The sequence below is a fragment of the Prevotella pallens ATCC 700821 genome (assembly GCF_000220255.1).
Lineage (GTDB): Bacteria > Bacteroidota > Bacteroidia > Bacteroidales > Bacteroidaceae > Prevotella > Prevotella pallens.
Genome location: NZ_GL982513.1, coordinates 1,820,936 through 1,846,768 on the forward strand (window position 1 = coordinate 1,820,936; position 25,833 = coordinate 1,846,768).

The 25,833-nt window shown below is 38.8% G+C and carries 18 protein-coding genes and 1 riboswitch; of the genes, 3 read left to right on the forward strand and 15 right to left on the reverse strand.

Going from position 1 to position 25,833, the window contains the following annotated elements:
* Nucleotides 1–171: 171 nt before the first annotated feature.
* From HMPREF9144_RS07120 to HMPREF9144_RS07130, 3 genes are read right to left on the reverse strand one after another with little or no spacing between them, the layout of a single operon-like run.
* Nucleotides 172–1,281: an AI-2E family transporter gene (locus HMPREF9144_RS07120; RefSeq protein WP_006045251.1), complete on the reverse strand. Its 1,110-nt coding sequence runs from the start codon at nt 1,279–1,281 to the stop codon at nt 172–174.
* A gap of 44 nt (nt 1,282–1,325) precedes the next feature.
* Nucleotides 1,326–1,925, reverse strand: a complete 600-nt coding sequence (locus tag HMPREF9144_RS07125) for a thymidine kinase (RefSeq protein ID WP_006045252.1) — start codon at nt 1,923–1,925, stop codon at nt 1,326–1,328.
* A 60-nt stretch (nt 1,926–1,985) separates the two neighbouring features.
* Nucleotides 1,986–2,945, reverse strand: a complete 960-nt coding sequence (locus HMPREF9144_RS07130; RefSeq protein WP_040595415.1) for a type I phosphomannose isomerase catalytic subunit — start codon at nt 2,943–2,945, stop codon at nt 1,986–1,988.
* A 315-nt stretch (nt 2,946–3,260) separates the two neighbouring features.
* Here HMPREF9144_RS07130 and HMPREF9144_RS07135 point away from each other — a divergent pair, with 315 nt between their 5' ends.
* Nucleotides 3,261–5,165, forward strand: a complete 1,905-nt coding sequence (locus HMPREF9144_RS07135; protein WP_006045254.1) for a DEAD/DEAH box helicase — start codon at nt 3,261–3,263, stop codon at nt 5,163–5,165.
* Between the two features lie 735 nt (nt 5,166–5,900).
* On the opposite strand, the gene HMPREF9144_RS07140 is transcribed toward HMPREF9144_RS07135, so the two are convergent.
* The 3 genes from HMPREF9144_RS07140 to HMPREF9144_RS07150 form a co-directional block, all read right to left on the reverse strand.
* Nucleotides 5,901–7,385 carry a BspA family leucine-rich repeat surface protein gene (locus HMPREF9144_RS07140; RefSeq protein WP_006045255.1) on the reverse strand — a complete coding sequence of 495 codons (1,485 nt, stop codon included), beginning with the start codon at nt 7,383–7,385 and terminating at the stop codon, nt 5,901–5,903.
* 183 nt (nt 7,386–7,568) lie between these two features.
* Nucleotides 7,569–8,057, reverse strand: a complete 489-nt coding sequence (locus HMPREF9144_RS07145; protein WP_006045256.1) for an S-ribosylhomocysteine lyase — start codon at nt 8,055–8,057, stop codon at nt 7,569–7,571.
* 14 nt (nt 8,058–8,071) lie between these two features.
* The gene (locus HMPREF9144_RS07150) at nt 8,072–8,770 is read right to left on the reverse strand and encodes a 5'-methylthioadenosine/adenosylhomocysteine nucleosidase (protein ID WP_006045257.1); all 699 of its coding nucleotides are present in this window, start codon (nt 8,768–8,770) and stop codon (nt 8,072–8,074) included.
* Between the two features lie 96 nt (nt 8,771–8,866).
* Here HMPREF9144_RS07150 and HMPREF9144_RS07155 point away from each other — a divergent pair, with 96 nt between their 5' ends.
* Both HMPREF9144_RS07155 and dnaA read left to right on the forward strand, forming a co-directional pair.
* The gene (locus tag HMPREF9144_RS07155) at nt 8,867–11,380 is read left to right on the forward strand and encodes a YfhO family protein (RefSeq protein ID WP_006045258.1); all 2,514 of its coding nucleotides are present in this window, start codon (nt 8,867–8,869) and stop codon (nt 11,378–11,380) included.
* A gap of 956 nt (nt 11,381–12,336) precedes the next feature.
* Nucleotides 12,337–13,743: a chromosomal replication initiator protein DnaA gene (dnaA, locus tag HMPREF9144_RS07160; protein ID WP_006045259.1), complete on the forward strand. Its 1,407-nt coding sequence runs from the start codon at nt 12,337–12,339 to the stop codon at nt 13,741–13,743.
* Nucleotides 13,744–13,755: 12 nt separating this feature from the next.
* Here the strand turns inward: dnaA and HMPREF9144_RS07165 are convergent, their stop codons facing one another.
* The 9 genes from HMPREF9144_RS07165 to HMPREF9144_RS07210 form a co-directional block, all read right to left on the reverse strand.
* A complete protein-coding gene (locus HMPREF9144_RS07165; protein WP_006045260.1) occupies nt 13,756–14,418 on the reverse strand; it encodes a thiamine diphosphokinase in 663 nt (220 codons plus the stop codon).
* Nucleotides 14,419–14,430: 12 nt separating this feature from the next.
* On the reverse strand, nt 14,431–15,051 hold the full coding sequence (gene pnuC, locus HMPREF9144_RS07170) for a nicotinamide riboside transporter PnuC (RefSeq protein ID WP_006045261.1): 621 nt from the start codon (nt 15,049–15,051) through the stop codon (nt 14,431–14,433).
* Nucleotides 15,052–15,119: 68 nt separating this feature from the next.
* Complete coding sequence (locus HMPREF9144_RS07175; protein WP_006045262.1) at nt 15,120–17,477, reverse strand: TonB-dependent receptor; 2,358 nt, start codon at nt 17,475–17,477, stop codon at nt 15,120–15,122.
* A 19-nt stretch (nt 17,478–17,496) separates the two neighbouring features.
* Nucleotides 17,497–17,595, reverse strand: a riboswitch (TPP riboswitch).
* 556 nt (nt 17,596–18,151) lie between these two features.
* Complete coding sequence (locus HMPREF9144_RS07185; protein ID WP_006045263.1) at nt 18,152–19,402, reverse strand: nucleotide sugar dehydrogenase; 1,251 nt, start codon at nt 19,400–19,402, stop codon at nt 18,152–18,154.
* A gap of 106 nt (nt 19,403–19,508) precedes the next feature.
* On the reverse strand, nt 19,509–20,786 hold the full coding sequence (locus tag HMPREF9144_RS07190; RefSeq protein WP_006045264.1) for an MFS transporter: 1,278 nt from the start codon (nt 20,784–20,786) through the stop codon (nt 19,509–19,511).
* A gap of 88 nt (nt 20,787–20,874) precedes the next feature.
* Nucleotides 20,875–22,206 (reverse strand): SpoIID/LytB domain-containing protein, encoded by a 1,332-nt coding sequence (locus HMPREF9144_RS07195; RefSeq protein ID WP_006045265.1) that lies wholly within the window; start codon nt 22,204–22,206, stop codon nt 20,875–20,877.
* 12 nt (nt 22,207–22,218) lie between these two features.
* A complete protein-coding gene (locus HMPREF9144_RS07200) occupies nt 22,219–23,073 on the reverse strand; it encodes a DUF4922 domain-containing protein (RefSeq protein ID WP_040595417.1) in 855 nt (284 codons plus the stop codon).
* A gap of 41 nt (nt 23,074–23,114) precedes the next feature.
* Complete coding sequence (locus tag HMPREF9144_RS07205) at nt 23,115–24,647, reverse strand: glycosyltransferase family 2 protein (protein ID WP_006045267.1); 1,533 nt, start codon at nt 24,645–24,647, stop codon at nt 23,115–23,117.
* Nucleotides 24,648–25,270: 623 nt separating this feature from the next.
* Nucleotides 25,271–25,825 (reverse strand): DNA-3-methyladenine glycosylase I, encoded by a 555-nt coding sequence (locus HMPREF9144_RS07210; protein ID WP_006045269.1) that lies wholly within the window; start codon nt 25,823–25,825, stop codon nt 25,271–25,273.
* Nucleotides 25,826–25,833 lie beyond the last annotated feature (8 nt).

Below are 25,833 nucleotides of genomic sequence, written 5' to 3' on the forward strand. Positions count from 1 at the left end.
GTGTTCTATATAATAACGAAGCATTGTGTTTTATATGTTTGGCTTATTATACAGTTTATCTATTTATTTAATAGCACAATCCTCACTCCATTCTTATTTTGGAATGAGGACGAGGCTTTTATGTTCTATTTTCTAAATATCTATCAATAGAGATAAGGAGTGCTTTCTCCCCTACTCTTGCTTTTCACAATCTTCTATAGTAACAGTATCTTCTTTATCTTCTTTTGTTACATATCGTTTCCAATAGGCAATAATAAGGGTGGTTAGTGGCAGAGCTACTATCAAACCAATAAAACCTAACAACGATCCCCATACAGAAAGTGAGAGTAACAGAATAGCCGGGTTCAAATTCATAGCCTTCCCCATAATCTTTGGTGTTACTATTAGGTCGCTAATAATCTGGATAATAGCAAACACTAATGTAGCTGTTCCAAATACTACCCAGAAATTTTGTCCGGTATCTACGGCTTTAATTAACGATAGAAATACCATTGGAATAAATGCTAATGCATGCATATATGGTATTAGAGTGAGTACACCTATTAATATTCCCATTCCGATGGCTATTGGAAAGTCGATAATGGTAAAGCCAATACAAAATAAAATGCCCATTGTAAGTCCAACCAAACCCTGTCCACGAATATAATTGTTCAATTCAGACTCTACATCTTGCATTAAGTCGGTCCAGAAGGGGCGTTGTTTCTTTGGAAATATACGTATAAAGTTTTTGGCTAAGCGTTCGTAATCGAGTAAAATAAAGAAGAGATAGAGCAATGTTATAAACGATGCTATTACACTAAAAACAATACTTGCTGTTTGTCCTAAGAATGAAAATAGTTTTGGTATAGAACTTTTTATTGTAGCAGTAAAGTCTGCACTGTTAATATAGTGGCGTATTTGTGGTAAATACTCCTGTATCCATTCACGTACCATTACCATTATGCGGTTTCCGTTGGCAGTATGTAATACATATTTATTAGCAGCATCGCCTAATTTCTCTACTTGATCTATCATTGGTGGAACAATCGCAAAAACAACACACGAGATAACAGTTACAACCAACAACATTGTTATAATAACCGCTATTGGACGCACTTTAACTCGCAATTTGTATTGCACAAACTTTACAACTGGATTTAACAAGTAAGCAATAAACCACGCTATAAAGAAAGGTAATAGTGCGTGGCTAAGATAATTTACTACATAGAACACGGCAAATATTAAAGCCGCAACTAAAAACCAGCGTATAAATTTATCGAATGTAATTTTCTCTTCAAACATAATACTTCTTTTATTGAGTTATTTCTTTATAGCTTTTTAGGCTATTAATTTTTCTTTCGTGCTTCTTCTTTCGAAACTTTTTGATAGCATTCCCTACATAAAGGTTCGTATTCGGTTTGTTCGCCCAGCATTACTCTATGTTCGTTGGGTACTAATCTATGACTAACGTAAGCAAGAGCACCACATTTTACACAAATAGCATGTACCTTTGTTACTTGGTCGGCAATAGCACAGAGTGCAGGAATAGGACCAAACGGGATTCCTTTATAGTCCATATCGAGTCCAGCAACAATAACTCTTACGCCATTATTGGCTAGTTGGTTACAAATATCTACAAGTCCTTCGTCTAAAAATTGGGCTTCATCTATACCTACAACATCTATATCGGACGCCAATAGTAATATGTTTCCCGACGAATTAATGGGTGTAGAGTGAATAGCATTCTTATCGTGGCTCACAACTTCTTCTTCCGAATAACGTACATCAATAGCAGGTTTAAAAATTTCAACCTTCTGCTTTGCAAATTTAGCACGTCTAAGTCGGCGAATTAATTCTTCTGTTTTACCCGAGAACATACTTCCACAAATAACTTCTATTCGTCCTTGACGTCGCCTTTCTCCGTTCACATTGTCTATTATGTCCATAGTTATTGCGTTATAAGTAATTTATCCTATATTCAACCATTCGTGTTCCTGTGGGAAATCTTAAACAAAAGTTTCCAAGAACTTCACGTCTCCAGATACATTTACAGTTTGTATTGTTGCTGGTAATAATACAGTTTCGCCAGCCCTTAGCTCTATATTTTGTTCATTAGTACTAAGCATACATTTTCCTGATAATGCCATTAGCACCACAAACGAGTCTAATTCGCTATAATCAAGCTGCATAGGTTCGTTCAAATCATAAACCGATGTTGTAAAATGCTTACATCGCACCAGTTCTATTCCTTTGTTCTTACAAGGTTTATACTTTGCGCGATAATCGTCTTCTACATTATAATCAATGCATTCTGCAGCTTTTTCTGTGTGCAACTGTCTATAATTTCCATCGTTATCTTTACGTTTAAAGTCGTAAATACGATAAGTAATATCGCTTGTTTCTTGTATTTCAGCCAAGAATGTGCCTGCACCTATAGAATGAATACGTCCTGCAGGCAGATAAAACACTTCACCTTCGTGCACTTTATATTCGCACAAAGCATCGGTTATGGTATCGTTTTCCACCATTGTTTTATATTCCTGCGGAGTTATATTGTGTTTTAATCCACTCAACAAAGTTGCATAAGGTGCGCTTTCCATAATATACCACATTTCTGTTTTACCACGTTTCAGTCCATTCCTTATAGCGTGTTCATCGTCAGGGTGTACTTGTATAGATAGTTGTTTCTTAGCATCAATAAACTTTACGAGTAATGGAAATTCGTTACCAAAACGCTCATAATTCTCTTTCCCTACGAGATTACCTTTCAACAAAGCTACTAAATCGTTTAGCTTCATACCTTCGTATTGCCCGTTGGCTACAATGCTTTCGTTGTTTTTCACGCCAGATATTTCCCAACTCTCACCCACTTGATCCATTTCGATGTTGAGTTGCTTAAAAGGTATTATCTTATCGCCGCCCCATAGCACCTGTTTCAATATAGGGCGAAACTTTATTATCTCCATTCTTTTATATGTTCTTCTATGTTCATCTGTAAGGTGCAAAGATACAACTTTTACATAAAAGAAGCATAATAAACAATCGAAAACATTATATATCAAATTATTTCAGTACCTTTGCAGCGTTCAAACATAATGTTGTCTATTATGGCTGGCTGACAACTAAATTGTGTGAACAAGTAATAATAGACAGAAGTTTGAGGGATTTCGTAGCTAATTTTTTATAGCAAATTAGGATAAGCACACCGTTGTAATGTGCTTAAATAATATTGATTAATCAATACATATTTCTCATTCAGACTTCTTTAAAGAAAGAACATTTTGAAAACATTTGAAGAATTAGGCGTAAGCGAAGAAATACGCCACGCAATAGAAGAACTTGGATTTGAACAACCAATGCCTGTTCAAGAGGCTGTTATTCCATATTTATTAGGCAATGGCAACGATGTTATTGCACTCGCACAAACTGGAACTGGTAAAACAGCAGCATACGGCATACCTGTTTTACAAAAAATAGACCCTACAAAGAAAGAAACACAAGCTCTTATTCTAAGTCCAACACGTGAACTCTGTTTACAGATAGCCGATGATATTTCCGATTTCTCTAAATATATTGATGGACTTCATGTTGCTGCTGTTTACGGTGGTGCATCTATTGAAATGCAAAGCAGACAGCTGCGTAAAGGTGCACAAATTATTGTGGCAACTCCTGGACGACTTATAGATTTGATGAAACGTGGTGTTGCAAAGTTAGATGCTGTATGCAATGTTGTGCTCGATGAAGCCGACGAAATGCTGAATATGGGTTTCTCAGAAAGTATTAATGCTATATTCGAGGGAGTACCATCAGACCGCAACACACTGTTGTTTTCTGCCACAATGAGTCGAGAAATTGAGAATATTGCCAAAAGCTATCTACACGATTACAAGGAAATTGTTGTGGGCAGCCGCAACGAGGGGGCTGAAAAGGTGAACCATATTTACTATATGGTTCACGCAAAAGATAAGTATCTGGCTCTGAAGCGTATTGTTGATTATTATCCAAGCATTTTTGCTATTATATTTTGTCGCACGAAGGTGGAAACACAAGAAATTGCCGACAAGCTTATTCGCGATGGATACAACGCTGAGGCTTTACACGGTGATCTTAGTCAGCAACAACGCGACTTAACCATGCAGAAGTTCCGTCAGCACAATGTACAATTTCTAGTAGCTACCGATGTGGCTGCTCGCGGACTAGATGTAGACGATTTGACCCACGTAATAAATTATGGATTACCTGACGACATTGAAAGCTATACACACAGAAGCGGTCGCACTGGACGCGCTGGAAAGAAAGGTACATCTATATCTATTATACATTCGCGCGAACGCTCTAAAGTTAAGGCGATAGAGAAAATTATTCAGAAACAGTTTGTAGACGGTACGCTTCCTTCAGCAAAAGATATTTGCAGCAAGCAGCTTTACAAAACAATGGACGAAATAATTAAAGTTGATGTTAACGAAGAAGAGATTGAACCTTTCTTGAAGGAAATTAATCGACACTTTGAATATATAGACAAAGAAGATATTATTAAGAAAATCATTAGTATGACTTTTAATCGCTTCTTGGAATACTATGCTAATGCGCCCGAAATAGAAAAACCATCGGGTAAACGTAGTGAACGAGATGGCGAACGTGGTAGCCGTAACGGTCGTGGCGAACGAAACCGAAAAGGTTTGCGCACACCAGAAGCGGGCTACAAACGTTTATTTATAAATCTTGGAAAAGACGATGGATTCTATCCGGGCGAAGTAATGCAGTTTATAAATAAAAACGTACACGGAAGACAGGCTGTGGGGCACATTGACTTATTGAGCAAATTTTCGTACATAGAAGTGCCTGAAAAAGATGCCAACAAAGTGATGAAGGCACTCAACGGAACTACCTATAAAAAGCGCGAAGTGCGTTGCAACGATGCTGAAGAAAGTGGGCACGGTCGTAATGGTCGTGGCAATGGAGCACAAAAAGGTAGGCGAAACAACGAAGATACTAATAAGCATCATTCTAATGGCAGTCGTCAAGGAAATAAAAACAAACCGAAAAGCAAGGCACAAACACAGATAGAGACTAACGAAACTGGCGATTGGCGAAAGTTTTTTCAGCATGATGTTAAACTGAAAGGTGAAGTTCCCGACTTCTCTGAAGAAGGCTGGGCAAGAAGAAAACCAAAGAAGAACAAATAGCAGAATTAGACTATTCTGCCAACAATAGAACTTTAAGAGTCCAATATCGGAACCCTCAATCAGGGTTAGATATGGACTCTTTTTGTTTATGGGCACGAGTATTCGCTTATCATTACATTGCATTCAAAGATATTATTTGTAAATAACTGAATTGCCAATTCAAACAGAATGTATTGATTTTGTGATATATAGATAGAAATTTATAAGCAGTGCCAAGTGGCTACTCACCTATCAAATAGAGTATATCAAACACTTAGAAAAAACATTCAGATGTTAGCCACTCTTGTTTTAGATATCTATTGCGTTCGCCACAGATATCTGTCGCGTTCGTCTCAGATATCTGTCAGTTGCGAATTAGACATCATAAAAAACTGTATCCTTTATACGTCTACGCTATAGTACCTAAAAGACATTTACATAGATGAGGATTATGAGTGTTTTTATTCTGCTATATTTCGACTCAAATATTATTATAAGTATCTAATAAACAATATGTTTTTCGGTATTCTATTATATAAGAATACATTTTTCTACGATTGTCTCCCTTTACACAGAGCTTATATCTTCTTGTCTGAATAAAGCAATGTGGCTATGCTACACTATGTTATCGAATAAACACCAATCAGCCATTAAACCACAACATCATTATATTTGGTTTATACAATGATGTTACAGTTTAATGTCGCATTTAATTTTTATTTTCTATTGTTGCGTGAAGTAAATAAACAGTAGTGTTTATTTCAACACTTTACGCGTCGTTCCGTCGCTCATACGAACGATATTTACTCCATGCTGCAATTCCTTCTGTTTCTTGCCATTGACAGAGTAAATAGTTCTTACGGTAGCGTTGTTCGATGACATGCCTGCCGAAATTCCCGATGGTGTTTTTCTTGTGAAATATCCCGTATCGGGGTTTGCCATCGACCCATCGGTTTTGTTCTTGTCGTATGCCACTGCACCTTTGAGTTTCTCGCAGAAGCTGAACATATCCTTTGCAGTGCTGCAATTCCATGCATCATTACAGTAAATGGTGGTCAGAGACTCGCAATGACTGAACATTTCGCTGAACGATACTGTACCTTTCGTGTTGAAATTTGTCAGGTCGAGCGAAGTCAGTTTCTTGCAGTTCCGAAACATACTCCTCATATGGATTACTTCCTTTGTATTGAAACTCGAAATGTTGAGGGTGGTCAGACTGATGCATCCGTCGAACATATTATCCATAAAACCAACTTTAGCCGTGTTGAAGTTTGATAAGTCAAGCGATTTCAGACTGCTGCAACCACGAAACATATTTGCCATACTGGTTACGTTAGTTGTGTTAAAGCTTGATAGGTTGAGCGAAGTCAGGTTTTGACATTCAGTGAACATCTCTCCCATGTTTATTGTATTTGCCGTATTGAAACTCGAAAGGTCAAGTGCGGTTAGGTTTGAGCAAGCCCCGAACATATAGCCCATACGGGTAACTTTTGCTGTATTGAAGTTTGAAAGATTGAGCGATGTCAGTTTGGTGCAACTCATGAACATCTCTTCCATATCGGTTACGTTCTCGGTGTTGAAGTTCGAGACATTAATCGAGGTCATATTGGCGCAGACAGAGAACATACTGCTCATATTTCTTACGTTCTTCGTGTTAAAACTTGAAAGATTGAGCGAAGACAGTGCTTTGCAGTTGAAGAACATGTACCTCATGTTGGTTACGTTCTTTGTGTTGAAACTCGATAGGTCGAGCGAGGTCAGAGCAATGCAGTGCATGAACATCATACTCATGTTGGTAACGTTTGCCGTGTTGAAGTTCAATAGGTCGAGCGAGGTTAAGGAAGTGCAAGCAAAGAACATTTCCGTCATATCGGTTACTTCAGACGTGTTGAGATTTTCCCAACCCGTGATATTCTTCAAGGCTCTGCAATCGCCAAACCAACAACGTGTGGTTGTCGGGCGGTAGTTCTTGAACGATGTATCGAACACGACCGTAGTAGTCCATGTATTATTAGCTTCGGGAACTCCTGCCCAAGCCGGGCATCTGCCTTGGTATCGGGTTTCCTTGATACCATACACCGTACCTGTTCGGCTCGATTTCTGTGCGTCGTAATAGAACGTGAGCGTTGCGCCGTCGTCGCTTACTACGACATACGCTTCGTTCTTTTGTGCCTGCGTCGGTAGTGCTGCCATCAGCATTATTGCTATGGCAAACAATGAGAAAAGTAGTTTTGGTTTCATAGTCGTATTTTTTTATAATTAGTTAGACAAATTACCCCCGTTTGCCTCATACAATGGGACGGAACGGGGGCAATGTTTATGAACGCTTTTGTCAGTGGTAAACGATACCTTTCCGTTTAGTTGCAAATATAATTCTTTTTTTTAAGAATTACAACAATTTGGAAAGTAAAAGTTTTTTTATTATTATTCTTCGCGGAACGGATAGATTAGGTTGTCTTCGGTAATCTTATTCAATACCTCGTCTACGAATTTGCGACTTTCCCAGCGCGCCATCGGCAGGTCGTGAAGCAGATAGTTGCCGCAATCTTTGGGGGCTGCGCCTGGTATTTCGCCCTCGAACGAAGCTACAAACTCGAAGGTGCGGTGCATAAGGTCTACTATCTCGGCCGAATTTAGGTTGCCTTTTAGAATCAAATAGTTGCCCGTAAGACAGCCCATTGGTCCCCAATACACCACACGGTCTTTCCATTCAGCATCGTTTCTTAAGTAGGTAGCTGCCAAATGTTCTATGGTGTGAAGTGCACCAATGTGCAGTGCAGGTTCGCGGTTAGGTTCTTTCATTCGAATATCAAAAGTAGTTACAACCTCGTTGCCAACCTTGTCTTGTCGGCTAACATATATACCACGCAACAAACGGTTGTGATCTATGGTGAAAGAAGGTATCTTATCCATAATAAATTCTGTATTTAAAGAGTATTGATAAAATGCTTTGTAACCTCGAAACTACCTTCGGCAATCTGGCTCCAGAAGTCATAATACATACTAGCATCGGTATCTTTCAGTGGAATGTCGCTGATAACACGGAACGAAACAAAAGGCACATTATATATATAGCACACTTGCGCAATAGAGCAACTCTCCATATCTACTGCTGTTGCTTCTGGGAAATCGTTCATTATAGATAGCATCTTATCTTTGGTAGTAACAAAATAGTCGCCACTAACAGTTAATCCAGCCCTCACTGTAAAACTATTCTCGCCTGTAACACAGTTCAGCGAAAGAGCTTTCTCTACCAACTCTGTGGGCGATGTGTAGCGTGCAGGCATTCCCATAATCTGACCTTTAGCCGCTTCGCTACCACACGAAACATCGTGATAAACACATTCTGTAGCCACAACCACGTCCATAACATTCAGTGTAGTGTCAGCTCCGCCTGCACAACCACTCGAAACTATAAGGTCGGGCTTATAGTTGTTTATCATTTCTACAGCACCAACGGCAGAGTTTACCTTGCCTATGCCACACTTTTGCAACACTATATCTTTGTTGCCAACCACACCAATCACAAATTCTTTGTGGTTACGATATTCGGTTTCTGTATGTTCGAGAATAGACTTGAGCTGCATAAACTCTTTGTCCATAGCCACTATAATTCCTATTTTCATACTGCAAAGGTACGAAAAAGTTAATACAGCCAATCGTAAGTAATGAGTTTTTTGTATCTTTGCACGCATTGTAACGAATTTAAATACAAATAAGATATGAATACTTTAAAGAAATGTCTGCCCGATGCGATAGTTATCGTCATCTTTGCAGTAATCTCTTTTGCTTACTTCTTTGTGCCTGTATCGCAAGGCAAGATTCTTTTCCGCCACGATTCACAAGCAAGTGTAGGCTTAGGACAGGAACTTACACAGTATGAACAACGCACTGGTGAGGTTACACGTTGGACTAACTCTGTTTTTAGTGGTATGCCAACCTATCAAATCTCTCCATCGTATAATTCTACCGATGGACTTTCTGCAGTAATGTCGGCATATCATCTATGGTTGCCAGACTATGTTTGGTTCATTTTTGCCTATCTTTTAGGTTTCTACATTCTGCTTCGTGCGTTCAACTTCCGTCAGTCGTTGGCTGCATTAGGAAGTATCATCTGGGCATTCTCTTCCTATTTCCTTATCATTATTGCTGCAGGACACCTTTGGAAGGTAATGGCATTGGCGTACTTACCACCTATGATAGGTGGTGTTGTGTTGGCTTATAGAGGTAAATATCTTTGGGGGTTCATTGTTACTGCAGTGTTTACTGCCTTTGAAATTAAGGCTAATCATGTGCAAATGACCTACTACTACCTTTTCATTGTTCTGTTTATGGTAATAGCCTACCTTGTACAAGCTATTCGCGAAAAGCGTTTACAACATTTCTTTAAAGCTTCGGCCATTCTCATAGCAGCAGCATTGATAGGTATAGCCATCAATATTTCGAACCTTTACCACACTTGGGAATATCAGAAGGAAAGTATGCGTGGCAAGAGCGAACTGACAAAAGCGAATAGTGCTAATCAAACAAGTTCAGGTCTCGACCGCGACTACATTACGCAATGGAGCTATGGAATAGACGAAACACTAACTTTGCTTGTGCCCGATGCTAAAGGCGGTGCAAGCGTTCCATTAAGTCAGAATGCAACGGCTATGGCAAAGGCTAACCCAGAGGTTGAAAATATGTTGCCACAACTATACGAGGCTATACCACAATACTTTGGAACGCAGCCCGGTACGAGCGGTCCTGTTTATGTGGGAGCCTTTGTTCTTTTTCTCTTTGTGTTGGGTTTGTTCATTGTTAAGACACCAATAAAGTGGGCATTGCTGGCAGCTACTGCACTGTCTATATTGCTTTCGTGGGGACACAACTTTATGGGCTTTACCAATTTCTTCCTCGATTATGTACCAATGTACGCTAAATTCCGTACTGTTGCCAGCATATTAGTTATAGCAGAGTTTACCATTCCGTTGCTTGCGGCACTTGCTTTAAAGCGCATTGTAGACGAACCTACAGTGCTAACAAAGAATATGAAGTATGTTTATGCTAGTTTTGCACTTACAGCAGGTGTAGCTCTCGCAATAGCGTTAATGCCAAGTATGATGGGACCTTTCGTATCAGATCAAGAGCGTCAGATGCTTTCCAGCATTCAAGGAATGACTCCTGATGTTCAGAATATGATGCTTTCGAGCATTGCCACTATGCGTGGTGCTATGGTAAGTGCCGATGCTTGGCGTTCAATCGTTATTATAATAATTGGTGTTGCTATGCTTTTACTATTTAAGGCACAGAAAATTAAAGCTATCTATCTTATTGTTGGAATATCTGCTCTCTGCTTAATAGACCTTTGGCAAGTGGATAAACGCTATTTAAACGACGAGATGTTTGTGCCTAAGAGCGAACGCGATACACCACAACAGGCTACTGCTACTGATTTGCAAATACTGAAAGATAAATCTTTATCGTACCGGGTGCTAAACTTCGCATCGGGTGCCTTCAACGAAAACAACACATCTTACTTCCATAAAAGCATTGGCGGATATCACCCAGCCAAGCTTCGTCGCTATCAAGAAATGATTGATAAATACATTGCTCCTGAGATGCAAACTGCTATGCAAGCCATAGCTAATAAGGGTGGAGTTATGTCGGAAGTAGACGGCAGAAAGCTATTCCCCGTACTGAATATGCTCAATGCCAAATATTTTATAGTTCCATTACAAGGCAATGCTACTACTTCGATACAAAATCCGTATGCACAAGGTAATGGTTGGTTCGTAGACAAACTTACATACGTGGCTGATGCTAATGCTGAATATGCAGAAGTAGGCAAGATAGATGTAAGCCACGAAGCTGTAGCCGACAAGAAGTTTGAGCCTATACTCGGACAAACACAAACTAACGATTCTACAGCAAGTGTCGTTCTAACAAAATACGAACCTAACAATATGACCTACACCGTGAACTCAACAAAGGGCGGAGTGGTTGTATTCTCAGAGGTTTATTACCCTGGTTGGACAGCTACCATAGACGGGCAACCTGCCGAACTCGGTCGGGTGAATTACATTCTGCGTGCCTTAAACGTAAAAGCTGGTAAGCACGAAGTAGTGCTCGACTTCCACCCAACAAGCATTAGCACAACCGAAACTATAGCTTATGCTGCTCTTATAGTTCTTCTGCTTGCCATTTGTGTAGCTATTTATTCGGAAAAGAAAAAACAAAAAACAACGAAAGAATAGTTCTCCTATAAATAAACCGTAAGAACTTCAGCACTGCGATTGCAATATACCATTTATAAATTAACTGCATCGCAAGGTTGAAGTTCTTTTTTTTATTCACTATAAATAAGGCTACCGTATTCTTTGTTATCACCCCACTATACTTTAAGTTAAAGTATTCTTATACTTTAGGTTAAAGTCTTCGTGTACTTTAAGTTAAAGTCCTCGTGTACTTTAAGTTAAACCACCATTACGTTTTATGGATGGAAGTTCAGCAGGAAATAAGTGTGAGCCTATAAGCTATGCTTACTAGCTACACACAAACAAAATAGGACAGACAGTTTTTTGAGGTTCTTGTTTCAGATATCTATCACGCTCGTCACAGATATCTGTCGCGTTCGTCTCAGATATCTATCAATATCAAATTAGATATCACAAAAAACTACAGCCTTTATATCTCTATATAATGTAACAATATAATGTTCTGAAACTCATTATATAAGTGTAGAAATTATTAGATGTAGTTAACAAAAAGCGGATAGATGTGCTGCGCAACAATGGTACGCAACGATGTAAGATATTATTTATATGTTAATATACTTGTTATTTAAAATAAGTCTAAATACAAATATTAAAGTTCCACACTTTAAACATCTGTTGTAAGTTAATTGACAATCAGACTTTTTTACCACAAAAGGGTTATGTTTCATGTTTTATACACATATTGCTTATAAGGCAATATAACTATCTGGAACATACAACATTAGATATATGCAAAACTAATATTTAAACCTTATATTGCAATAATCTTATAAGCACCAAACGAACAACACTTTATAGCATTTCTGTATTATATTTTAGTCTACGTATTAATTTCCTATTCATCTTTTTTTTGCTAACTTTGCATTGCCTTTGTATTAAGGAGAATGATTTGATTTATTTACTAATAAGGAAACCCTTTAGATATATATTAAAGCATGAAAGTTCAACCCAAAGCACTCTGGGAGCAGTGTCTGCAGCTTATTAAAGAGAATGTAACAGAGCAGCAGTATACAACATGGTTCAAACCAATTACTTTCGAGACATTCGACGCTACCACAAGTATTCTTTTGGTACAAGTCCCAAGTCCATTCGTATACGAGTATTTGGAAGAGAACTATGTGAACTTGTTGAGCAAAGTGCTTACCCGTGTCTTTGGTAAAGGCATTCATCTAAAATATAGAATAGTTACCGATAAGACTCACAACTTAACGCAAGATATTCAATCGGACACTGTTGATAATGTTGAAACACAGCTACCAACTAATCGTGCAAATCAAAGTCCAACGCCATTAGATGCAGTTCTACAAGACATAGATCCACAATTAGATTTGCACAAGTCGTTCTCAAATTATATTGAAGGCGATAGCAATAAGTTGCCACGCTCTATAGGCTTGTCAATTGCAGAACACCCAAACACCACACAGTTCAATCCGATGTTTATTTTTGGTCCTTCTGGTTGTGGAAAGACTCACCTTATTAATGCAATAGGATTAAAAATAAAACAGCTTTATCCACAAAAACGTGTTTTGTATATATCTGCCCGCTTATTTCAGGTGCAATATACAAACTCTGTTTTGAATAATACTACCAACGATTTCATTAACTTCTATCAAACAATAGACGTTTTAATTGTTGATGATATTCAAGAATGGATAACTGCAACCAAGACACAAGATACCTTCTTCCATATCTTTAACCACTTGTTTAAGAATGGAAAGCGTATTATTTTAGCTTCTGACCGACCACCAGTAGAGCTTAAAGGTATGAACGAACGTTTATTAACACGTTTTGCTTGTGGACTTATTGCAGAGCTTGAGAAGCCTAACGTACAACTCTGTATAGATATATTGAATAGTAAGATTAAGCGCGATGGATTGAATATACCAGACGATGTTGTGCAGTTTATAGCCCAAACAGCCAATGGAAGTGTACGCGATTTAGAAGGAGTCATCAATTCTCTATTGGCTTATAGTGTTGTTTACAACAGCAATATAGATATGCGCTTAGCAGAAAGAGTAATTAAACGTTCGGTAAAAATAGACGACGAACCTTTAACCATAGATGAAATAATAGATAAGGTTTGCTCACACTTCAACGTAACTACCACTGCTGTAAACTCTCGCTCACGTAAACAAGATATAGTATTGGCTCGTCAGGTAAGTATGTACTTAGCACAAAAACATACAAAAATGCCAGCAAGTCGTATAGGAAAACTTGTTGGAGGTCGCGACCACAGCACAGTACTTCACAGTTGTTCTCAAATAGAGAAGCGTCTACAAGTAGATAAAGGCTTCACAGCTGAACTCTCAACCATTGAGAACTCATTTAAACTGAAACTTTAAGCCACCTCTTACTTATTCTAATCCATATTCTTTTGGTTTATGCGTTTGATAAACCAAATAAGTCGAATCGCTATTAATGGTGAACGAATATTCAATAGCTTCGTTTAATGTTCCTTGCCATAACTCGCTAAAGGGATATAATTCCCACTTCAATCCTTCGCTTTCTAAGCATTTGCCACCTATCTGAAAAACACTTACCTGTTGGTGTGGAAAAGAAGCAAATGTTGTTTTACCCTGCGAAACAGTAAACCAACCATAGTTGGTAACCATTGTTGGCACAATGTTTAGGCATTTATAATAATGTAGAAGTAATGCTATGTTTCCTAATGTGTGGTCTTCTCGTTTGCCTGTTGTACCCAAAAAACAAAATGTTGGCTGCCCTTTTAAAGCGAAATATTGCAAGGCATACTTTGTAGCCTTTGTTAAATCGTTGTCTTCCTGTTCTACTATTGTATGAAATATGGATTGATATTTCACCTTTGTAGCTGTCGAAACAGAATCGCCATCACCTACAATAACTTCTGGTTCAATTCCCATTCTCAAAAGTTCTTCTACAGCTCCATCGCATGCAATCAGATGTTTTGCAGTGCGCAGAATATGTATTGCAGTTTCGTTTGTAGGGAAATCGCCTGCCGCAAGTATCACTACATCGTATTCATTCTTCAGTTCTCTCATTGCTTTTATTCTCTAATTCGTATATTTCTCTTCTCGCATCATTCGTTTCCATTTAAAATACCCAGCAATAGCTATAAGCGCATAAAATGCATAGAGTCCACCAGTAAATGGTATGCCTTTATAAAAATAGAGAGCCGACAATTCTATATCTGCTACAAACCAGACCCACCATTGCTCTATGTATTTTTTAGCTAATGCCCATAGTCCGATTATACTTAATGCATTACCAAAGCTATCTAATACAGGGACAGTAGAGTTTGTAAAAGTAATTAAAATATAATAAACAGAACTCCACAAAGCTATAAAAGCCACTATTACAGGTATAATTCTCCGTTTTGGAAAGCGTGTTATAGGAATTGCTTCGTTGTCTTTCTTCTTCTTACCAAACCGCCAATAAAGGTAGCCATATATAGAAACAACAATGTAATAAAGCTGCATACCGAAGTCTGCATATAATTTTGCTTCGTAATAAACAAAACTATAAACAATAGGCATGAGTACACTCGTAAGCCAAAGCCAAATGCTAGCCTTGTACTCTTGGTAGATATAAATTAATCCGATAATAGTACCAACTAAGTCTAATACTTGATAGGTACTAGCATCTTGAAAGTATTGAATAATATTGTTTAGCATTTAGCTCTTTTTTATATATATTCTACCTCTCTTCGCTCTCACGATAACAAAGAGAGGTAGTTTAGTTTTTAGAACTTCAGTGTAATGTTACCCATCATTGTGAATCCAGCCATTGGCATAAAACCTATCTGATAATAGCGGTTGTCGTTTGTGTATTTATTCTTTTCACTCACAGCACTGTAAACCCAACCACTTGCAGCATAATGGTTATTGAAAATATTGTTGAAATTAAGTCCGAAAACAATCTCCCTTAGCCCACAATGCTGTTTACTGGTTTTCAGAACATAATTGAGATTTATATCCGTTTGTGAAAAAGCAGGGAGTGAACGGTCTATGTTTTCGGAGTTATCCAAGTACTGGCGGCTCACATAGTTTGTATGCCAAACAAATTGTGCACCTTTATAATGGAAGTTCATAAAGCCATTGAGAATAGTCGAAGGTGAAAAAGCGAGAGTAGAGTTGTCGTAATGCACTTTCAATGGCATCTTTTTATTGTCCCAATTATTTACAAACTCATCGAAGTTCTTAATTTTATTAATGCTCAGAGCAGCATTTCCCTCTAATGTAAGCCACGAAGTAGCGTTCCAGCCTGCTGATAATTCGGCTCCCATACGATAGGAATCTTTTACGTTTGTTGTAAGATTCTCGCCAATATCGCTTTGTTCGCCTGTCTGAACAAACTGATCTTTATAGCCCATATAGTATAAGTTCGTTCCCACATTCCATTTATTTACTGCGTATTGATAACCTATTTCTACATCGAATAGGTGTTCTGCATTAGGTGCAGGATACTTCCCGTTGTCTGTAAAGTTGTTGCGTTCTGGTTCACGGCTTGCATACGCTATAGAGAAATAAGCCTTGTGCCCTCCATTATTATAACTGATACCAGCCTTAGGGTTCACAAAGTTATAGTTTTCGTTAATATTTAAAATCTGATTAGTATAACTACCATTTGCCAATTCGTAGAACTTATCATTCTTGCCATTGGCTTTGTAGTTCACATAACGATACTGTATGTCGGCAAACAAACTCCAGTAGGTGTGCAAATAGTAAGTTGCTTTCGCAAAAACACTATAGTCGTTCTTGTCTCCATCAGAGTCGTAATACTTCAATCCGTTAAAGTTCTGAACCTGACCTTTATTAGATATGTATGTAAGATAGCCGAAGTGGTTACCACGGAATTGCTGTAAGTTAATACCACCGAGTATATCCCAGCAATCGTTTTTGTAATTTACATTGTAAAGAATGCCGTAAGTATGCTGTGTTAATCCCTTCTTTCTCACAAAGTCGCTACGCTTAATATTTTTCCCATTTACATCGGTTGCTATAAGCCCGAACTTACTAAACTTATTGTTTGGACGAAACTCACTGTAATATCCGTATCCATAAGTATAATGTAAAGCTATATTATGCGACCAAGCAACATTGCTTTTCCATACTGCCGAGAGTATATTGTGGTTCTGATAGAAGTTATCAGTGGTCTTCTTCCAATAGCTTCCATCGTCCATTTTGTAACGTTGCGTTTGGTAGTTTCCATTTGCGTCGGTAGAGAAAGTCCAACTATTGCCGTCAAATACCAACTTCTCGTAGAGTGGATTAAAACGGCCTAATCCACGTTTGTACAGGTCTTTGTAGGTTTTAATATCTTTACTCATTAGCGTAGCATCGTCGTTTCCAGCTACTACCCCACTCCACGCTTGTCCTGTCTTCTCAAAATTACCGATGTTTTTATACCTTATCTGAAAGTTATCGCTTACGTATGTCAGCCCACCATAGTAAGAGCCCGACCTTCCTGCCGTACCATGGAGATATCCATCTGTGGCTGTTTCGTGGTAAGCACCATCGAAGATAAAATGATTGCCCAATAAACCAGTTGAGAAGTTTACACCTGCATTATATGTATTGTATGTTCCAAACGACCCACTCACTTCTACAGTAGGTTGATGGTTTGGTGTAGCTGTTGCCAAAGAGATAGAGCCACCGAACGCCCCATCACCATTAGTAGATGTTCCGATACCACGTTGAATTTGTACGCTGTTCATTAGTGCACCATAAGAGTTCATATTTGCCCAGAAAACTGTTTGGTCTTCAGGTGAATTAAGCGAAATCCCATCAAGAGTTATGTTGATACGACTGCCACCAGCACCACGAATGCGCATTGCAGCCGTACCCGTTCCAAGACCGTTCTCGCCCCAAGCAAACACACCAGGAGTATGGGCAAACAAAAAAGGAAGCTCACGTCCTGTTACAGAGAAGTTCGACAACTCTGCCTTTTTAATATTAGCCACAGCAAATGGAGCATTCTTTCGTGCTCTAACTCCAGCCACTATAACCTCTTGAAGTTCCTGACTTTTCAATGTGTCAGTTCTTTGAGCTTGCACACTCACTGCACAAGCTAATGCAACAATCATCAATTGCTTTTTCATATTATGTATTTGATATAATAGAATATAAGGGGAGTTTCCCTACGACGGCATTACCCGTATCAGGTTCATGGGTTTATTCTCAGCAAGTTCAAACGAACAAGCACCCCTTAGCTATCATTCTGATAACCGGTTGCAAAGTTACTACATTTACATGGAATAGACAAAGAAAGGTAGAACTATCGCTTTTCTTGCAGATTTATTGTTTCTTTTACATTGGCCATTGTGTTTTTGTTTAACTACTATCGATCATTAGAACCTAAGTAACCTTTATTTTATTGCAAGAAGGGTAAGAATAGTGATTTACTTTACAACGAACACCTAGTAGTATTTTTGTTACTGAAAATAAGCAATAAACAAACTATACAAGGCAAGAGCATTTGCCTTGTATATAGCTTATTTTGAGTTCAGTAAAGAATAGATGGAGAAATTATAAACAGTGTCTACAATTTACGTACAAACTAAATAGAACATCTCAGATGTATAGAAAAACCAACTATATATAGCTACTTTTTTCTCAGATATCTGTTATGTTCGTTTCAGATATCTATAACGCTCGTCTCAGATATCTATCAGTTGCAAATTAGATATCACAAAAAACAACAACCGTTATGTAGCTATATTATAATACTTGAGAGAGATTTATTTAGATGAGAATTATAAATTCATTTATTGCATTAATCGCATTGGAAAATATCTCGTGTATAAACCTTTTCTCTTACGTCGTCCAATGCACTATCGTAGCGGTTAGCAATAATTTCATCACAGTCTGTCTTAAATTTCTGTAAGTCGTTTACAACCAAACTACCAAAGAAAGTTGTGCCGTTCTCGAGTGTTGGTTCGTAAATCAACACCTTAGCACCTTTCGCCTTTATGCGCTTCATAACTCCTTGAATAGAACTTTGACGGAAGTTATCGCTATTCGATTTCATCGTTAATCGGTAAACTCCTATCACACATTCTTTTTCTACTGTAGGGTTATAGTTCCCTTGTTCGTTATAATCGTAATATCCCGCCTTGTTTAGCACTTGGTCTGCAATGAAATCTTTACGTGTTCGGTTGCTTTCTACTATGGCTTGAATTAGGTTTTCGGGGACATCAGAGTAGTTAGCCAGGAGCTGCTTCGTGTCTTTTGGCAAGCAATAACCACCATAGCCAAACGATGGATTGTTGTAGAACGAACCAATGCGAGGGTCAAGACATACACCTTGTATAATGTGAGATGTATTTAAACCTTTTACTTCTGCGTATGTATCGAGTTCGTTGAAATAGCTTACACGTAATGCAAGGTATGTATTAGCAAATAGTTTCACTGCTTCAGCCTCAGTCAATCCCATGAAAAGTGTTGGGATATCCTCTTTTATAGCCCCCTCCTTTAAGAGTTCGGCAAACTTGTGAGCTGCTTTATCTAATCGTTCGTCGCCTTCTGGTCGTGCAACAATAATTCGACTAGGGTATAAATTATCGTACAATGCTTTGCTTTCGCGTAGAAACTCGGGTGCAAAAAGAATGTTTTCACAGTTAAACTTTTGTCGTACGCTCTCGGTATAGCCCACAGGAATAGTCGATTTTATAACCATAATAGCGTTAGCATTCACGCGTATTACCTGTTCAATCACCTCTTCTACATGTGTTGTGTCGAAGTAGTTGCGCACAGGATCATAGTTAGTTGGCGTGGCAATTACAACGAAATCAGCATCGCAGTAAGCTTTCTCTGCGTCTAATGTAGCCTTTAGGTGCAACTCTTTTTCTGATAAATATTTTTCAATGTAATCGTCTTGAATAGGCGATTGTTTATTATTGATAAGGTCTACCTTTTCTTTCACAACATCAACAGCTATCACATCATGATGTTGGCTCAATAGTGTTGCAATGCTTAAACCCACATATCCTGTTCCAGCAACTGCTATTTTATATTTCTTTTCCATACGAAGCGTTTTTTCAAATACCTTGCAAAGGTAACTATTTTCTCACAAATGTGTGTCTTTAATGTTTATAGGAAGCCTATAAATGGAATTATATAAGGCATTTCATTTATATTTTCTTATCGTTTAAGTGTATCGTTCGTTTCAATAAACCAGCCACAACGAATGGTAGTATGTTCACAATAGCCACAATAACGAAGAAGCGTTGATAGCCCAAATATTCTTGCAGAATACCTGTAAACCAACCCGATGACATAAGCGAGAAGGCTGCTACAGCACTTGCTAAAGAAAAACGAAAAATGGAATACTTGCCTTGTGAGCAAAAAAGCAACACAAGTATATATGGCGTGATACCAAAACCAAAGCCAAACTGCTCTATTGCAACACATAAATTGATTATTGAGAGTGAAGAAACAAAGCTATAACTAAGATAGATATACAGCATCTTAGGCAATGTAATAGCACACACCATAATCCAGAAATTATTCCACAAGCCTCGCTTTTGTATGGCATAACGACCAACAAAGCAGCCTGCAATAGCAGAGAAAGCCCCCACTGAACCTTGAACCAATCCTAATTCTTGTGGTGAAAGACTCAATCCACCGTTACTACCTGGGTCGATTAAGAACAGTGGAGCTATGCGAAAGAACATTCCTTCGGGTATCAAGAACAATAAAAGAAATGATAGCAATATAGCATAGTTAGGCAATTGCATAAAGGTTGTCTTAGTTTCCAACCACCATCGCCTTGTTAGTCCACTTCGAATAGGAATAGAGGGTCTATCTTGTGGACGTGGTAACACTATTGCGTGGTAAACAAAGAATACTAAAAAAATAATTGCAAGAAAGTAAAAGGTGGTTACCCACGACTTTGTAACCACTCTATTTATCACTTCTAAATTACCTGCTAATATCAGTGGAAGTCCCATTCCTACTACAACAGCCATTAACAAGAATACAGAATGTACACTACTAAGACTTGGTAGTTTGCGTAGCATACAAAGTTTGTAGTATCTCGCTACAGCCACATCGTGTACAACGGCAGCGCATGCAGTTATAAATAAGAACGACATAGAAGTTACTTCCCAATAAGAAGTAGTTATGGATAATGCTATACCAAACATTGACACTGTCATAAGCAGTTGCATTGCCAACACCCAAAAGCGTTTTGTGGCATAGCCTGTAACAATTCTGCCTAATAGTGGACGCAGAATAAAAGGAATAAAAGTCCACGAAGTATTCAATGTAATGGTGCTATTCGATTGCCCCATACGATTAAAGAAGACCAGCGAAACAAGAAACACAATAACATAAGGTAATCCTCGTGTAAAATATATTGTGGGTAGCCATAGCCAAACTTTAATATTTGTTTGTTTGTTCGTATCCATTCGCTTGTTTCAGTTCTTTATTTCAAGTATCTAATGTAATAATGCTGACTTGCTAACTTATACGTATCGCATTGCTGACGTCTCTGTATTAGTATGCTTTTGTTATTTCAGCACTTTTATAATAGTGTAGTAAAATCTCATCGTAGCGATATCCTTGCACTCCCATCATAGCAGCTCCAATCTGACAAAGTCCTACTCCGTGTCCCCAACCAGCTCCTTTTATAATGAATTGCTGTGGCACTCCATCTTTTATATCTACCTTTTCGATAACGAATGCCGAACTGTATAGGTGGCTTTTGCTAAGTGCACGCCTTATTTCAAGCTCTTTTCCAATGATGAGTGTACGTTGTGTACCTATTATTTTAAGTCTGTAAATGCGCCCGCTCTTACCTCTTTCCATAGGAATCAGGTCAATAATATCGCCAAACTGCATTGCCAGTTTTTCTTCTAAGAGCTGCTTTACTTCTGCTTGCGAGTAGATTTGAGTCCACCGATAGAAGTCTGTTGTTTCTTGATCGAAATCATTTAGTACCTGAGATAGTACCTTTTGGTCGGTTGTATTGCAGAAAGCATTGGGCGATGATAGTATCCACTGACGTGCAACTGCCTCGTTGGTAAGATTGGGTAGAGACGTTGTGTCGGGCATCGTATCGGGAAGAGCCTGCAGATAAGGCTTTTTAATGTTCTCCCAGCAATATTGAAACTCTTCAACTGCACCGCCACAACACTTGCTATACCGTGCATCGCAAATCTCGCCACGGCTTGTTAGTATCTCTCCTGCTGTCTGTTTAATAGCCTCTACAACATGTTTATTGGCAGCTTTTGTTATACCTTGATAACGCTGACAATGGTCATCGGCACACACATCAAAGTGTTTGTGGTCTTCGCGATCGTACCAACGCACTATCTCTTCGTCTGTTTTGAATAGCGAAGGTTGCTTTACTGCGTTGTTGTTTTCTGCTTTTCGTTGTTCCATTTGTGCCAAAAGCCAACTACGCGATATAACAGCGTGCGCTTTTAATAGTTCCAACGACGATGTAGCACGCATTTCCGAAGAGATAACACTGATAAGATAAGTCTCAACTGGAAGTTCGTTGATGGCGCAGATATTGTTGTTTTCTACTATAAAACGCAACTTCCCTAAGAATGTTTGTGCTTCTTTTCGCTCCCAATGGAAGTTTACTCCGATGGTAACATCTTCGAGTGTAAACGACGATTGAGTATCATTTGGTTCGAAAAGGAGTTCATCGTAGAAGTTGTTTTCCCATAGAATACGACCTTCTGATAGTTCTACAACCTGCTTACCACATTGTTCTAAGCTGCAAACGGCATAGGGAGCATTCAGTGAAAAGCACAATTTGCTTGCGCTAACAATACCTACTGAAACGATTGGTTCCTTTTTTATATTACTCGTTTCCATTCTTCTTTATTGTTATTCTCCTTTATTTCTTATCTTTTCAGTTACTTCCTGCATCGTTTCAGCGGGCAAAACGATTTCTTGCATAACCTTTAATAAAAGCTTTTCGTTTATTCTTTCAAAGTCGGTTTGGCGTGGAAGAATAAGCAAACCGCCCATATCCAATGCGCCTGGACTTATTAAATATTGTTCGTTGCCCTCCTTTGAATAGCAATCTGGGCGGTGTTTGCGTCGTGGAAATATAACAGACACTGTGTCTAAACCCTCTTTCCATACAACAATGTTCATCATTGGTTCCACCTCGTCAGCCTGTTGAGGCAGCGAATTGTACACTATACTGAACAATTTTACGCCGTTTTCAACGCTTCTACTCTTAATAGCAATAGCAGGATAAGCAAAATTAACAATCTCAAAGATGCCTTCTACCTCGTTCATTCTTAATAACGGTTGTGCAGTAGCATCGAGTTTGCTCCACATTTCCTGTATTGGCAGCATGCCACTTGTGCCTCCTTGGAAGTGAAGATGGTCTGGTGCACTTGCGCCACACTTAGGACCGTTGTAGAAGAACATAAGTTTTGGATAATCATCGCTAAGTTTTTGCAAGTCAGCATAATGCTTTTGTATAAGCTGAAGCTGATGTTGACGTGCCGCAATGGTGAAATGGACAGGCAAAATGGGGAAAGGATTCACCAATATATCGAACTCTTTACCAAACGGAAGACTTATTTGTACCTGCGGACGATTATCTTTGCAAAGGAAGCAAGGACGCTTTGCAATGGTAGCCTTGTCTATCTTTGCCCCTGTACTCACCATTCTTGCAGGGTTAAATTGTAGCTTTAAGCCATTATTGAGCCGCTTTGTCTTTACCAAACGTAAGTCACTGAACCGCTTTTGGACATCTTTCCATTGGTTCAGTTGGCTGTAAAAAAAGGCTCTAAACCTTTTGCGCCCTCCTCTTCGCCTTGTTTGTTGAGTTGCTGACGTGCTATTAGTTCTATTGTTCGTAGGCGATCTTTGTACAAATTGTTTGCGTTTACACGGTCAATACTTAACGCAGCATCGCTGTTTCCACCCCAACGACGGCACAAATATAGTTCTTCGTAAATGCGCCCGATACGGAATTGACGGCTAAAAGCCAAGCCCATGGCGTAGTCTTCGCCGTAACTGGTGTTTGGAAACTGTACTTCACGCGCCAAAGGAGTATAGAATGCACGCGGCGCACCTAAGCCGTTGATGCGAAGCGCATTGTTGCAACCGTTGTCTTCTGTCCATTCTGCGTGGTCAATCAATCCTGGAGGGAGTGTGTTAAGGTCGAAATCGCACATACGATACGAGCCTATTATCATTGCTGCTTGCTGTTCGTGGAAGGCATCAACAATCTTTTGCAACGTCTGTTCAGATGAATAGAGGTCATCACTGTCCAGTTGTACGGCAAATCTACCGCAATGTTCACTGTTCACAGCATAGTTCCAACAGCCTCCAATGCCGAGGTCGGTGCGATTAGGAACAAGGTGTACCAATCGATTATCGGTCTTAGCAATCTCCGAAAGTATCTCTGTTGTCCTATCAGATGAATGATTGTCTACAACAATAACATTGTATTTAAAGTTGGTTTTCTGTGCTAAAGCCGACGAAACAGCGTCGCGAATGGTCTTTTCACGATTGAAAACGGGGATAACAACAGTAGCCTCAACAGCAAAATTACCACTTGTAAAGTCGGGTTGTCTATACTTCTTAGTATCAACCAGTCCACCAACAGCATACAAATGAGCTGTTGCAGCGCGTTCCATCTCTATTTGTACCTCACGATTGCGAGGATTTACATAGTCGAATTGCTTTTCTCCGCTTCTGCGTAAGTCGTCTTCCTCTTCTGTATAAAGGTATTCGTCTAAGTGGAAAATCTTACCTTTTCTACTTAAATACAAGCGCAAATCGTACCAACCAGCAAACTTATAGCCAGCCTTTTCTGTTTGTTCAGCATATTCACGAAGCATCTTTGCATTAATGAGAACCAACGAACCAAAATCGAAATCGTCGCGAAGGCTACCTGCCTGATAGTCGATAACAGGGTGGCGAACCACTTTTCCTGCTTCAACAGAATAGCGGTTGGCATAGGTTAAGGTTGCCTTTGTGTCGGTAGCGACATGCACAAGGCGTGTTAAAGCGTGGTAACCCAATGTAATGGGCGATGTTTTCATGTAGAAAAGCACGTAGTCGGCAGTAGCATTTTGTGCCATTTTCAACATTGTTTCCGTAGAAAGAATGTTATCAACGTGTATATAGCCAATGTCTTCTGCTATTTTTTCGCTACCATTAATATCATCAGAAGTGAGCATAAAAACCTTTGCCACTTCGTTTTCGTTTATGAATTGCATTGCATATTGTTGTGCTTGCTGAGCGTTATCGCAAGGAACAAAGCAATCTATTTTATTCTTTATATCCATTAGGTTGGTTGTTTTCGAGTAAGATAATCTTATGCAAAGATAGTGCAAACGAGTATAAAAGAGAGTTCACTCTTAGTTTATCGAGTGCCGCCTATCTTATGCAAAGATAGTGCAAACGAGTATAAAAGAGAGTTCACTCTTAGTTTATCGAGTGCTGCCTATCTTATGCAAAGATAGTGCAAACGAGTATAAAAGAGAGTTCACTCTTAGTTTATCGAGTGCTGCCTATCTTATGCAAAGATAACGAAAAGGAGTGAGATAGACGAAAGAAACGGTTAAAATTCTGTTGGATATCGGCACAAATAAAATGTAGTAGGAGGATTATGGCTGTTCGCTGAAATTCTCTTTACCCTGCATAAACTCAGGTATGAACTTTCTAATATGGAGGTTCTACTATATATAATGTAAGGGGAGAGAAATCATAAAAGTGTAAATATTTTTTTATAAACATATTCCTTATGTAACCATCTATTTATCAACGTATTGCAAAAGTGTGTTTTTTGCCGCTTAAAAGTGTGGTTTTTGTGTTGCAAAAGTATGGCTTTTACCTTGCAAAAGAACCGTTTTTGCAAAGTCAAAGTATGGTTATCTCTTTTTAAGAGAAGTATCTTTACAAAGTAAAGCTATTTCCTATTGTAACAATCGCAATAAGATAGGTGATCGTTTATAAGTCCTATGCCCTGCAAGTAGCTATATATAATAACCGAACCAACATATTTAAAGCCACGCTTTTTCATATCTTTAGCCACCTTATCGCTCAATGCGTTGCGTGTGCAAAGGCGTTTTTGGTGAGAGGGATAAACCAAAGTCTTACCCTTAGAGAATTGCCATATATACTCGTTGAAGGAGCCAAACTCTTCGATAATGCGAAGAAAAGCTTGTGCATTGGCAATCATTGCTTCTATTTTGCGTTGGCTTTTCAGCATACTTTCAGTATTAAGAATGTGCTGAACATCGGCGGCTGTGAAGCGAGCTACTTGTTTAAAGTCGAAGTTAGCAAAGCAAATGCGAAATGTTTCTTGCTTTTTCAGCATTAGTAACCACGATAATCCACATGACATACACTCCATTATAAGGTACATAAAGAGTACTTTATCGTCGTCAACAGGTACGCCCCAATGTTCGTCATGGTATTTTTGAAGTAGCGGATGTGTATCAGCCCAAGCGCATCGTGCCATATTTTACG